Raw genomic sequence first — 12,153 nt, forward strand, 5'->3', positions numbered from 1 at the left:
AATTAATAGATTTACAATCATACTTGCTATTTATAAGTCACAAATAATATGCCAATTAAAAATTAACATTTACAGAATATTTATCATAAAATGCTTTAATATGCGCTACGGCCTCATCTGCAGTGTCTACCACCCGGTAAAGATCCAGATCATCTTCGGCAATCATCCCTTCTTTCAGTAAGGTTGCTTTGAACCAATCCAGCAATCCGCCCCAGAATTCACTTCCTACCAGAACAATGGGAAATTTCCCTATTTTATTGGTTTGAATCAGTGTCATTGCTTCTGTAAGCTCATCTAAAGTACCAAAACCTCCCGGCATAACCACGAAGCCCTGAGAATATTTTACAAACATTACTTTTCTCACGAAAAAGTAATCAAAATTCATGGAATAGGATTTATTGATGTAAGGATTGAAATGTTGTTCAAAAGGAAGATCAATATTAAGTCCTATGGATTTCCCTTTAGCATTGAAAGCTCCTTTATTTCCTGCTTCCATGATTCCAGGGCCTCCTCCGGTAATAATTCCGAATCCTAATTTGGTGATCTTTTCAGCAATTTCTACAGCCATTTCGTAGTATGGGCTTTCCGGTTTCAGCCGGGCAGAACCAAATATCGAAACACATGGGCCTATCCTGGCCAGTTTTTCATAGCCGTCTACAAACTCAGCCATGACCTTGAAAACCATCCAGCTGTCCTTAGCGATTGTTTCGTCCCAGGTTTTTTGCCTGAAACTGTTAAGCAATTTTGTTTCGTTAATGTCGAGCTCTGGATTTACTAAACTTTCATCCCTGGTTCCCTCAATTTCCATGTGCAAAAAATTATTTAAAATGTTTTTCGGCTTCTATTACAGATTCCGGTCTTCCGACATCTACGAGAATACTGTCATGTACAAAACCGTGAATATGTTCGGTAAGCATCAGATCCAGATATTCTTCCATAACAGAGAATTTGCCTGTTCTTTTTATTTTTTCAAAGATAAGAGGGTTGATGCAGTGAACACCACTGAAGGCAAGAGCTTTAAATCCTTTATTGAATTCTGCCAGCCTCTGCTCTCCTGTTTGTACATTCAGCCAGCCTCGTAAAACCATCTCATCGTTGAAAAGGAGTTTTCTCGAACTTTCACGGTCCGAAACTGCTAAAGTAGCAAAATCTTTTATCTTTTTATGATATTCTACCAATGTATTGATGTTTATATTGGTTAATATATCAGCGTTCATGATTAAAAAATCTTCACCATGATCAAGAAATTTTCTTGCAAAAATTAAGCCGCCTCCGGTTTCCAGAAGTTCATTGGTCTCGTCAGAGATTTCTATCTTGCAGCCGAAGTTATTGTTTTTATGTAAAAAATCAACAATCTGATCTCCAAAATGATGAATGTTGATTACAAAATCCTGTATTCCAAAACTTTTTAAATATTTGATATTTCTTTCCAAAAGAGGAATGCCATTCACTTTGGCCAAAGCTTTCGGATGATGGTCTGTAAACGGTTTAAGCCTTGTGCCTTTTCCTGCTGCGAAAATAAGAGCCTTCATAATAGTATGAGTAATGAGTTAATAGGTAATCGAAAATAGGAAATAAGGTATTCCTGATGCTGATTATTGATTACCAATGTTCAGTTGATGTTGTTCATCATGATGAAGGCTTATTTCTGTCCCTTCAGGATATTTCTCTTTGATGAATTCAGCAATTTTAATTGCACAGTATACTGATCTGTGCTGTCCTCCGGTACACCCGAAATTGATCTGAAGATTTTCAAACCCTCTAGCCAGATACTCCTCGATATTAATGGAGATGATGGATTTTACCAATTCTAAAAACTTAGGCATTTCTGTCTTTGTTTCCAGGTATTCCTGAACTCCGATATCATTTCCGGTCTGTATTTTATATTCTTCAATTCTTCCGGGATTTAAAATTCCTCTGCAGTCGAAGGCGAAACCACCTCCGTTTCCTGAGCTGTCTTTTGGAATTCCTCCTTTTTTATACGAAAAGCTGTGTATGTCTATGTGTAGCATTTTTCTTCTTTTTTATTTTTTTACCATTAAGGTATTTAAAGTTTTTAAGATAAGTTAAGATTTTGATCCATCAAAAAAACATTCTTAATGGTTTAAATTTAAAATTTCCTTAATTTTTATTTTTGATTTTTCATGGGATAAGTGTTGAATAACCTTTTTAAGTTCAGGATAATTTTTCATACCCTCCCAGGCATCAGCAAGCTGAGTGATATTTTGGATTCCTTTTTCCAGGCTTGCCATAAAATGCTGTTTCCTTTGGATTAGTCCCCGGAATCCATACGCTCCCAAAACCTGTAAAAACCGCATCATCTGAATAGGTTTCACAGCATTGTGCAACTGAGTCCTTGTCTCCGGATCTTCAAACTGCTGAATATAATACGCTAGCATTTCATTTTTGAAATCTTCTGGAAAATCAGCTTTTGCCTGATAAAGAAAGGAGATGACATCATACATCAAAGGACCTTTCATGGCAGACTGATAATCAATGAATGAAACTTCATTTTTCTTATTCACCATAATATTTCTGGCCTGAAAATCACGGATCATTATTCCTTTAGGCTCCAGATTTTCTATAAGAAGGGCAATTTGCTTGAATTCCTTAAGCAAGGTAGATTTGTTGTACTCCAGCTCTAAAATATCTGCTACAAAGTTTTTAAAATAGTATAAATCATGAATAACAGGGAGTTCATCATAATTTTCATATTCAAAAGTTTTTGTAAAATCAATTCTTCCCTGGGTTTGAATCTGCAGTCTGAACAGCTGTTTCAAAGTCTGTTTTACAAGGTATTTTACATCAGGCGATAGCTGCTCTTTTGTAATCACCTCCGAAAGGGTCTGCTCCCCCAAAAACTCCTGTATATACATTTTTCTGTCCTCTGAAACCGCCAAAATCTTTGGGGTATTAAGGTTTAGTTCAGAGAAAACACTGGAATAGTAAAGGAAACTTTCGTTTTCGGGAATGTTTTCATTATAAGTGATAATGTATTTTTCAAGGTCTGTTGTAGCCAGAAAATTCACCCTGGCAGAGCCACTTTGAGCTAATGTGACGAATTCGGAAGATTTTTTACCACAATGGTTTTCAAAAAATTGTTTTGCGTTTTCAGAAGTCATAATATAAAAACAAATATACTAATTTAACATGAGTTGGAAACAAGAGATTATTACGGCTTCCCATCTTAACTTTTTTCATTAGTGTTCAGGTTATTACAGCCTAATTTTTATCTTTGTAGTTATGTTAAAAGATTTCAAGCCGGTTTTAGGTATTTTGCTGCGATTCATCATCGTTTATCTGGTACTGCTTCTTGCCTATCAGTTTTATCTGAACAGTGAGGAAGATCATGGGCTGGATTCTTTTTCACGAATGATCGGAAACCAGGTCAGCTATCTTCAAAATATAGGAGGTTATGAAACGGCTCTTTATGATGATGTAAAGAATGAGCAGGTTTGGTTTTATGTAAAAGGGCAGTATGTAACCAGAATGGTGGAAGGCTGTAATGCTGTTTCGGTAATCATTCTATTTATGTCTTTTGTTTTTGCTTTTTATAAAGGATCGAAAACCTTTGTTTTTGTGGGAGTAGGATTGGTTTTACTCTATATCATGAATCTTCTGAGAATTGTAGGATTGAATATTGTGATGTCAGATTATCCGGAATATGGGAAGATGTTCCATGATTTTATTTTTCCGGCTATAATTTATGGGAGTGTTGTGGTGCTTTGGTTAATCTGGATTAAATTCTTTGCTTTAAAAAATGAAAATTCTTAACTGGCTTTTGGTTGTACTCGGCATTTGTGGCCTTATAGGAATAAGAGTGCTTGAGGACAGCCTGTTTTATGATCCTTTTCTTGCGTATTTTCACGAAGCCAATAAAAATATTGAGTTCCCGGAATTTGAATGGGGAGAATTAATTGTAGGATACCTGTTCAGGTTTATTTTAAATCTTCTTTTTTCATGCCTGATTGTTCAGGGGTTATTTGAAAACAGACAATGGACATTGCAGGGCGCTGTTTTAATGAGTATTGTTTTTATTATTACTTTTCCTGTATATCTATACTGTATCCATAACAAATTTGAAATAGGATATCTTTTCTCCTTTTATATGAGACGGTTTGTGATCCAGCCCTTGATTATACTATTAGTGGTTCCTATATTTTATTATAGGAAGCAGATGAATAAAGTAGACTGAGCAATAGAGTAAGTGTTCGCCTATTTATTCCTATTCTGCGGTATGCTTATCTGCACTGGTTACATTTTCGGGGGTCCATTCCACACGTTTTACGAAATCTTTTTCACGAACAGGGCAATCTTTAATCTGGCATACCGGACATGAGATCGGTTTACAGTCATCCATATGAAAATTAAACTCTATGCTCCGTTTCATATGTTTTGCCAACAGGAGGATTACTTTTTCCATCTCATTGTGAGCATCGCGGAGACTGTAATACCAGGGAAGGGTAATATGGGCATCAATATGAAGAGAGGCACCAAATTGCTGGATTTTCATATTGTGTACATCAATCCATTCTGTCCTTCTGTTTTTTTCAAGGATCCTAATGATCTGGTTTAATATTTCAGGATCTTGTTCATCCATAATACCGCTTAAAGACTTGCGGACAATCTTATATCCTACAACAATAATATAAAGACCAAAAATTAAGGCTACTACAGAATCCAGCCAATAGATTTTTGTAAAATAAACAATCACTAAACTGACAACAACTCCCAGTGTGGTAATGGTATCAGACTGAAGATGTTTTCCTGAAGAAATCAGTACCAGAGAATTTTCCCTTTTTCCCTTTTTTATCGAAATATAGCCCAAAAGATAATTAACAATAGCTGTTGCGGCAATGATCCATATTCCCAGATCAATTTTGCTCAGTGTTTTACCTACAATAAGACTGTTAATTCCTTCATAGATGATCATAATTCCTGCAATGGCAATTAGGGCACCTTCTATTCCGGACGTTACAAATTCTACTTTCCCATGGCCATATGGATGGTCTTCATCTTTAGGTTTTGCAGCAAGATGAAGAGAGTAGAGGCCCATAAATGCACTGATGACATTGACTACACTTTCCATGGCATCAGAAAATACAGCATCAGAATTGGTCAGTTTCCAGGCAATAATTTTTCCGACAAAAAGGATAACCCCAAAGGCAGCAATGATCTTTTGGAATCCTATTTTTTCTTTGTGAGTGTTTTTCTGGGTATTCATATGGAGTTTGATAAAAAAAAGAATCTCAATTTGAGACTCTTTTTTATTTTGTTAGTTTATACTAAGTTGTTTGCTACTAGGTATTCTGCGATTTGCACGGCGTTGGTTGCCGCTCCTTTCCTCAGGTTGTCTGCTACAATCCAGAGGTTAAGCGTTTTCGGCTGTGAGAGATCCCGTCTTATCCTTCCGACGAAGACTTCGTCCTTCCCTTCCGAATACAGAGGCATTGGATAGTGGTTGTTTTTTACATCATCCATTACGACTACTCCCGGAGTCTCAGATAAGATTTTTCTTACTTCATCCAGCTCGAATTCGTTTTCAAATTCAATATTTACACTTTCTGAGTGCCCTCCCTGAACAGGAACTCTTACGGCTGTTGCTGTTAAATTAAATGTGTCATCCCCTAAAATTTTCTTAGGTTCTTTCATCAATTTAATTTCTTCTTTAGTATAATCATCCTCCGCAAATACATCACAGTGTGGCAATGCATTTTTGAAGATCTGGTAAGGATATACTTTAGCAACAGAATCATCACCGCTGATCTCACCATTTAACTGGTCAACCGCTGCTTTACCTGTTCCTGTTACGGATTGGTACGTAGAAACAATTACTCTTTTTAAATCATATTTTTTGTTCAATGGCCCAAGAACCATTACCAACTGAATGGTAGAACAGTTTGGATTGGCAATAATCTTGTCTTCCTTTGTTAGAACATCAGCATTGATCTCAGGAACCACCAGTTTTTTACCAGGATCCATTCTCCAGGCAGAAGAATTGTCAATGACTGTTATTCCTGCTTCTGCAAATAAAGGCGCAAATTCAAGAGACGTAGAACCTCCGGCAGAGAAGATCGCAATATCCGGTTTGGCAGCTATAGCGTCCTTCATGCTTACAATTGTAAATTCCTTCTGTTTATACTTCACCTTCTTGCCTACAGATCTTTCGGATGCTACCGGAATTAATTCTGTTACAGGGAAGTTTCTCTCCTCCAAAACTTTAAGCATAACTTGTCCAACCATTCCTGTTGAACCTACTACAGCTACTTTCATTGATTTAATTAAAAATTTAAAGATTAAACTATTTATAAATTATAACGCATAATGTATAATTTCCTTATTGTATTTTATGCCCCGAAAACTCTTGTCCAAGGGAAGGCAAATGCAAATAAACCTGCGGCAATCAATCCCATAATTACGATTCCTAAAGAAATAGTATCATTGGATTTTACCTTTTTATTGATAATGGTCATCAATACAGCCGCAATAAGCATAGAAAAAGGGTGCTCAACAAATGTTTGTCTGCTGTAAGCATCCTTCATTAAGGTTCCTGCATCTAAGGCTGCTTTGAAACCTGGAGAAAATATGAATAACAAGCATATTCCTATTAAAAACTGAACGTGAAAGAAAATCATCGTGAATAAAGTTGTTTTCTTTAAAAACTTATTCACTTTTCCACTGAACCCGAACATAGTAGCTAAAAGTGCAATGATAAATAATGCAACTAAAAGGAGTTCTAAATATCCAAATCCTTTGTGTGCACTAAGAAAAATCTTGTAAAAATCCATAATCCTATTTTTTTGTACACAAAGATAACAAAAATCCCGGCTCAAAGCCGGGATTCATATTTATAAAATCTAATGCTGTTATATTATTAGAAGTTGAATGATAATGTTGCTGCCCAAGTAGTTCCGAAACCGAAGTAAGCACGGTTACCAGTTGCAATACCATTGTACATCATACCTAATTGTTCGTAAGTCTGATTTTTAGAGTTAGGTGTTTTTCCATCAGCTAAAAATCTTGGCTTGTCATCAGAAAATACACTTGTTGCAGAATCAGAGATATAAACTTTGTCAAATAGGTTGTAAACGTTAGCTCCAATAGTAAAATACTGAGCCTGGTCTCTTAATCTAATTTTATAAGAGAATCCTACATCAAATAAATTGAAGTCAGGTAACTGTAATACACCTCTTTCCTGTGCAGAAACATTGGTAAATGTTCCAGCATCTACAGTAGAATATAGTTTACCTACATATCTCCAAGTTCCGAAGATATTAAGATCTTTTACCGGTTTTACAGTTACACCCAATGATGCGGTCATCTGAGGGATACTGTTGTTACTTGTTCCACCAACTTTTACTTTATCAAGATATAATGTATTTCCTGAAGCTCCAGCTAAAGTAAGTGGATTGTTGTTATCATCAAATGATGCTACGCTAGCATTTCCTTTGTAATAGTAATCTCCCCATGAGAACATCCCCTGGAATTCCAAGAATGTAGTTGGTTTGTAAACTCCGTCAAATTCTACTCCTTGGTGAACTTCAGTAATACCGTTGATTTCAGAATAACCTGTTGTTGTTGTATTGTCAGGCAATGTAAATGTTTGGCTGGTTTTTCTTAACCATCTGTCTTTCCATTGTGTTCTGTACACGTTAACGTTTGCACTGAATTTTGCAGATCTGAATCCATAACCAATTTCAGCAGAAGAAATCTTCTCGTTAGTTAAAGTTGGGTTGATAAGTTGTTGGTTACTTGGATAAACTGTGTTAAGGAAGGGCTGTTTGCTATAATAACCAATGTTTGCAAAAACGTTATGCTGTTCATTAATGTTATAGTTAGCACCCGCTTTGATGTTATATCCAAAAAGGTTTTTGAATCCTGTTTTAGTATTAACTGTTTGCCCTTTTAACGTACTTCCGTCTACTACATAATTATCAATTCTTTGATAAGCCTGGTTTGAAACGGAACCTTGTAAGAATGTAGATAATTTATCTTTAGTATATTCTACCTGTGCAAATCCACTATACCAAAGAACCTCTCCGTCATTGCTATATCCTACCTGATCTTCAGCTGGGGCCATTTTACCTCCAAAAGGATTCCATGCAAGTTTTTTGTAATCATATACATTGCTTACAATTCTAGGTGCTAGATTTTTGTTAGCATTATCTTTATATCCTGCAGCTCCGTAAAGGTCAGTAAGAACCTGATAGTGGTAACCATAGTAATATCTGTCATCTGTACCTACTGAGAAGTTCCAGTTGTCATTGATTTTATGCTGGAAGTTTGCCAGGATACCGTACCAGTTGTGAGAGTTAATGCTTGATCTACGAACGATCGTACTTCCTGCACCTGCTGTATTTAAATTAACTGCTGTGTTAGCTGCAAAAATAGCATCATAGTTAATGTGTCCTGAGTTGTCAGTAAAGCTCACATCATTGATGGTTTTAGTTCCAAGTTTCCCTAGGTCACCAGTTCCACCACCTCTACCATTTGACATATATAAAACAGTACTTAACTTAGATTTTTCGTTCATTGTCCAGTCCCAGTTCAACATCATTACCGGCTTAGAGTAATAGTTGGCTCTGTTGGCTAGAGCAACTTTGTTACCTGCAGCATCTGTGTAGTATCCGAAGTCAGAGTTATATTTTCTGTAAGGACTTGTTCCATCATATTCAGGATTGTAGTTGATATAATTTTGAATTGTTGGAGCAAATGTTCTTTGATCGTGCCATTGAGGAGCAGAAGTGATCGTAAACTGTAAGTTATGTTTTGGATTGATTTCATATCCTAGTGCTAAAAAGTAAGCATAGGATTCATAATCTGTATTTTGGATATAAGTACCTCCTGCTTGTCTGCTCATTAAGAATGATGCAGAAACTCCGTTTTCGGATTTTCCGGTGTTATAAGCAAAAGAAGTCTTTAAATAATCATTGTTACCAACTCCTAATCTTATTGCTCCTCCTTTCTTCATATCCGCTGAACGGGTAAGGAAGTTTACTGTACCTCCTACAGAAGCAATTGCTAATTTAGATGAACCAAGACCTCTTTGAACCTGTAATGTACTTGTTACATCAGATAAACCAGTCCAGTTAGAGAAATAAACAGAACCACCTTCCATGTCGTTAACCGGCATACCGTTTACCATTACTGCAATGTTTCTTGATTCGAAACCTCTAATGGTAAGACCTCCATCACCAAAACCACCTCCGGATTTAGTAGCATAAACAGATGGAGTCGTATTCAAAATCTCAGGTAATTCCTGATTTCCTAATCTTTCTACCAGCTGCGCTGCTTTGATTGTAGATGCAGCAACGGGTGTTTTTCTATCTTTGGCGATATCCGTAACACCTCTTAGGATTACCTCATCAATGTCTTTTGACTTGGCTTGCACCGTATCCTGAACTTGTTGAGCGTAATAAACACTAGCTGTAGATAAAGTAATAACCGCAGTTAGTATCGATTTGTTGATTAATTTCATAATCGTTAGTAATAGTTAGATTTAATTTTCTGCAAAATTCGCAAAATAAAATTTAACCATTATTAACTCAATGTTAATTTTTAATCAATCTTAATAATATCAAGTACTTGATTCTCAATATTATAAATAAAAATTGAATTTTTGTATGAAAAAAGTCATGTTATTGTATTTTTAACAAAGTAGGGTTGTTTTTGTTAAAAATACAACGCTATTTCACAGCTTTGAGACTCAGATCAATATTTTCAGCCGAGTGTGTAAGGGCTCCGGCAGAGATAAAAGTAACTCCTGTAGAGGCAATTTCTTTTAACATATCGCGGGTAATTCCACCGGAAGCTTCCGATTCACATGATCCATTGATCATTTCCACGGCCTGCTTCATCATCTCCACATTCATATTATCAAGCATGATTCTATCCACTTTTGCTTTGATGGCTTCCTGAACTTCTTTAAGGTTTCTGGTCTCCACCTCAATTTTTAATTTTTTCTTAGTCTTTTTAATATAATCCTTTGCCATCTTTACAGCATTGGTAATGCTTCCGTTATAATCAATATGGTTGTCTTTAAGCATAATCATGTCATAGAGCCCATATCTGTGATTGGTTCCGCCTCCGATGGCTACAGCCCATTTTTCACATATTCTGAAATTGGGAGTGGTTTTTCTGGTATCCAGAAGTTTAGTTTTCGTACCTACCAATCTTGAGTCCCAATCATGGGTAAGGGTGGCAATGCCGCTCATTCTTTGCATACAGTTAAGGATCAGTCTTTCAGTAGAGAGAATAGACCTGGCGCTTCCGGTTACAATAAGGGCGATGTCTCCCACTTTTGCAGCATCTCCATCTTTAAGGAAGATTTCAACTTTTAAATCTTTATCAAAAGTTTTGAAAATAAACTCAGCCAGCTCCACACCTGCTAAGATGCAGTCTTGTTTTACCAGAAGTTTAGCACTTTGTTTCAGATCTTGGGGAATTGTGGACAGAGTGGAATGATCACCATCCTGGATATCTTCTTCCAGCGCATTCTTTATAAATGTCTTTAATGCTTTATCGGTAACGTAACTTGGTTTTTTCATTATGTATGCTTTTTTAAGCTAAATCTTTATTGTAAAATGCGCCCTTATTTTCTGTCATTTCCATAGACTGGGTAATGATAAGATGGGCCACAGTAGTTAAATTTCTTAGTTCTGAGAGTTGGGGAGAAAGAATGGAGTAGTGGTAGATCTCATCTACAGCTGCTGCAATTTCCTGATGCTTCTGCAATGCCATATTCAGACGTCTGTTGCTTCTCACAATTCCTACCAGGTCACTCATCATTTCCTGGAGTTGTTTTCTAAGGTAGCTGATGATCACCATTTCATCCATGATTTTCATTCCTTCCTCATTCCATTCAGGAACGGCCTTCAGATCGTCAAAATTGAAATTGTTTTCGTTCAGCAATGCCATTGTTTTCATCGCGGCATTGTGTCCGAAAACGAGTCCTTCAAGTAAGGAGTTGGAAGCTAGCCTATTGGCTCCGTGTAATCCGGAATTGGTACATTCCCCTACGGCAAAAAGATTTTTAATAGAAGACTGCCCGTCTTTGTCTACTTCAATTCCTCCCATCAGATAATGGCAGGCAGGAACTACGGGTATCAATTGAGTGAACGGATCTATTCCTTCATCTTTACATTTCTTGTAAATATTCGGGAAGTGTTCCAGAAATCTTTCCTGGTTCATCTCATGACAGTCAAGACCTGCATATTCGTCCCCTGAAATTTTCATTTCGTTATCAATGGCTCTGGCAACGATATCTCTTGAGGCTAATTCTTCACGTTCATCATATTTTTGCATGAACTTTTCGCCTCTTTTTGTTCTTAATTTGGCACCATCACCTCTTACGGCTTCAGAAATAAGGAATAACATTCCGTCAATCTTACTGTACAAAGCTGTAGGATGAAATTGATAGTACTGCATATTGGAAACCTTCCCCTTCGCACGGGCCACGAAAGCAATTCCATCTCCTGTTGCAATCTTGGGATTGGTTGTGTTTTTATAAACATGTCCGGCACCTCCGGTGGCTACCAATGTTATTTTAGAAGTGATTTTTTTAATCGTTTTGGAATTTTCATCCAGAATATAGGCCCCATAGCAATGGATATCTCCTTCGTTCAGTTCTTTTCCGGGAACATGATGCTGAGTGATGATATCAATGACATAGTGGTGGTCTAAAATTTCAATATTAGGACTGTTGTTGGCAGTTTCCAATAAAGCCCTTTCAATTTCAAATCCGGTGATATCTTTATGATGGACAATTCTGTTTTCAGTGTGACCTCCCTCTCTTCCCAAAGCAAATTTGCCGTTTTTCATGTCGAATTGGGCTCCCCATTCTACAATTTCATTGAATCTTGCAGGAGCTTCCCTGACTACCATTTCTACCACATCCCGTTTGTTTTCTCCATCTCCGGCCCTCATGGTGTCATCAATATGCTTCTCAAAATTATCATTCTGAAAATCTGTAACTACAGCAAGTCCGCCTTGAGCATATTTGGTATTGCTTTCGTCTTCATCAGATTTTGTTACAATAATAATCTTGGCATCAGGGAGCTGTTCGGAAACTTTAATGGCATAGGAAAGTCCGGAAATGCCGGAACCAATTACTAATACATCCGCTTTTATCATATGCTTGCTTTAGGTACAATC

12 protein-coding genes are annotated in these 12,153 nt (G+C 36.8%); 2 read left to right on the plus strand and 10 right to left on the minus strand.

The annotated features are described in order from the left end of the window. Positions 1–55 precede the first annotated feature (55 nt). The 4 genes from LQV47_RS03180 to LQV47_RS03195 all read right to left on the minus strand — a co-directional run bounded on the left by LQV47_RS03180 (position 56) and on the right by LQV47_RS03195 (position 3,122). Entirely contained in the window at positions 56–808 is a 753-nt protein-coding gene (locus LQV47_RS03180) for a TIGR00730 family Rossman fold protein (protein ID WP_230033778.1), read from the minus strand. 10 nt (positions 809–818) lie between these two features. Beyond that, complete coding sequence (locus LQV47_RS03185) at positions 819–1,532, minus strand: nucleotidyltransferase family protein (RefSeq protein ID WP_047484835.1); 714 nt, start codon at positions 1,530–1,532, stop codon at positions 819–821. Between the two features lie 63 nt (positions 1,533–1,595). Continuing rightward, a complete protein-coding gene (locus LQV47_RS03190) occupies positions 1,596–2,012 on the minus strand; it encodes an RNase adapter RapZ (protein WP_230033780.1) in 417 nt (138 codons plus the stop codon). Positions 2,013–2,096: 84 nt separating this feature from the next. After that, entirely contained in the window at positions 2,097–3,122 is a 1,026-nt protein-coding gene (locus LQV47_RS03195; protein ID WP_230033782.1) for a phosphotransferase, read from the minus strand. A 121-nt stretch (positions 3,123–3,243) separates the two neighbouring features. Here LQV47_RS03195 and xrtF point away from each other — a divergent pair, with 121 nt between their 5' ends. Beyond that, complete coding sequence (gene xrtF, locus LQV47_RS03200) at positions 3,244–3,774, plus strand: exosortase family protein XrtF (protein ID WP_230033784.1); 531 nt, start codon at positions 3,244–3,246, stop codon at positions 3,772–3,774. After that, on the plus strand, positions 3,761–4,195 hold the full coding sequence (locus LQV47_RS03205; RefSeq protein WP_230033786.1) for an exosortase F system-associated protein: 435 nt from the start codon (positions 3,761–3,763) through the stop codon (positions 4,193–4,195). The genes xrtF and LQV47_RS03205 overlap by 14 nt, the downstream gene beginning before the upstream one ends. A gap of 30 nt (positions 4,196–4,225) precedes the next feature. Here LQV47_RS03205 and LQV47_RS03210 read toward each other — a convergent pair whose 3' ends face one another. The 6 genes from LQV47_RS03210 to nadB all read right to left on the minus strand — a co-directional run bounded on the left by LQV47_RS03210 (position 4,226) and on the right by nadB (position 12,132). Next, positions 4,226–5,224 (minus strand): cation diffusion facilitator family transporter, encoded by a 999-nt coding sequence (locus LQV47_RS03210; protein ID WP_230033788.1) that lies wholly within the window; start codon positions 5,222–5,224, stop codon positions 4,226–4,228. A gap of 56 nt (positions 5,225–5,280) precedes the next feature. Beyond that, positions 5,281–6,273 (minus strand): aspartate-semialdehyde dehydrogenase, encoded by a 993-nt coding sequence (locus LQV47_RS03215; protein ID WP_230033797.1) that lies wholly within the window; start codon positions 6,271–6,273, stop codon positions 5,281–5,283. Positions 6,274–6,347: 74 nt separating this feature from the next. After that, a complete protein-coding gene (locus LQV47_RS03220; RefSeq protein WP_230033799.1) occupies positions 6,348–6,788 on the minus strand; it encodes a hypothetical protein in 441 nt (146 codons plus the stop codon). A gap of 86 nt (positions 6,789–6,874) precedes the next feature. Next, complete coding sequence (locus tag LQV47_RS03225; RefSeq protein ID WP_230033808.1) at positions 6,875–9,478, minus strand: TonB-dependent receptor; 2,604 nt, start codon at positions 9,476–9,478, stop codon at positions 6,875–6,877. A 208-nt stretch (positions 9,479–9,686) separates the two neighbouring features. Further along, positions 9,687–10,547: a carboxylating nicotinate-nucleotide diphosphorylase gene (gene nadC / locus LQV47_RS03230; protein ID WP_230033810.1), complete on the minus strand. Its 861-nt coding sequence runs from the start codon at positions 10,545–10,547 to the stop codon at positions 9,687–9,689. Between the two features lie 13 nt (positions 10,548–10,560). Then, positions 10,561–12,132, minus strand: coding sequence for an L-aspartate oxidase (gene nadB, locus LQV47_RS03235; protein ID WP_230033812.1), 1,572 nt, complete (start codon positions 12,130–12,132; stop codon positions 10,561–10,563). Between the last annotated feature and the right edge of the window lie 21 nt (positions 12,133–12,153).

Origin of the sequence: Chryseobacterium sp. Bi04 (genome assembly GCF_918698085.1) — a bacterium.
Lineage (GTDB): Bacteria > Bacteroidota > Bacteroidia > Flavobacteriales > Weeksellaceae > Chryseobacterium.

What these genes read in the sequence shown, in the direction of transcription:
- LQV47_RS03180 (WP_230033778.1), bottom strand. Translation starts at nt 808, where the DNA reads ATGGAAATTGAGGGAACCAGGGATGAAAGTTTAGTAAATCCAGAGCTC.
- LQV47_RS03185 (WP_047484835.1), bottom strand. Translation starts at nt 1,532, where the DNA reads ATGAAGGCTCTTATTTTCGCAGCAGGAAAAGGCACAAGGCTTAAACCG.
- LQV47_RS03190 (WP_230033780.1), bottom strand. Translation starts at nt 2,012, where the DNA reads ATGCTACACATAGACATACACAGCTTTTCGTATAAAAAAGGAGGAATT.
- LQV47_RS03195 (WP_230033782.1), bottom strand. Translation starts at nt 3,122, where the DNA reads ATGACTTCTGAAAACGCAAAACAATTTTTTGAAAACCATTGTGGTAAA.
- xrtF (WP_230033784.1), top strand. Translation starts at nt 3,244, where the DNA reads ATGTTAAAAGATTTCAAGCCGGTTTTAGGTATTTTGCTGCGATTCATC.
- LQV47_RS03205 (WP_230033786.1), top strand. Translation starts at nt 3,761, where the DNA reads ATGAAAATTCTTAACTGGCTTTTGGTTGTACTCGGCATTTGTGGCCTT.
- LQV47_RS03210 (WP_230033788.1), bottom strand. Translation starts at nt 5,224, where the DNA reads ATGAATACCCAGAAAAACACTCACAAAGAAAAAATAGGATTCCAAAAG.
- LQV47_RS03215 (WP_230033797.1), bottom strand. Translation starts at nt 6,273, where the DNA reads ATGAAAGTAGCTGTAGTAGGTTCAACAGGAATGGTTGGACAAGTTATG.
- LQV47_RS03220 (WP_230033799.1), bottom strand. Translation starts at nt 6,788, where the DNA reads ATGGATTTTTACAAGATTTTTCTTAGTGCACACAAAGGATTTGGATAT.
- LQV47_RS03225 (WP_230033808.1), bottom strand. Translation starts at nt 9,478, where the DNA reads ATGAAATTAATCAACAAATCGATACTAACTGCGGTTATTACTTTATCT.
- nadC (WP_230033810.1), bottom strand. Translation starts at nt 10,547, where the DNA reads ATGAAAAAACCAAGTTACGTTACCGATAAAGCATTAAAGACATTTATA.
- nadB (WP_230033812.1), bottom strand. Translation starts at nt 12,132, where the DNA reads ATGATAAAAGCGGATGTATTAGTAATTGGTTCCGGCATTTCCGGACTT.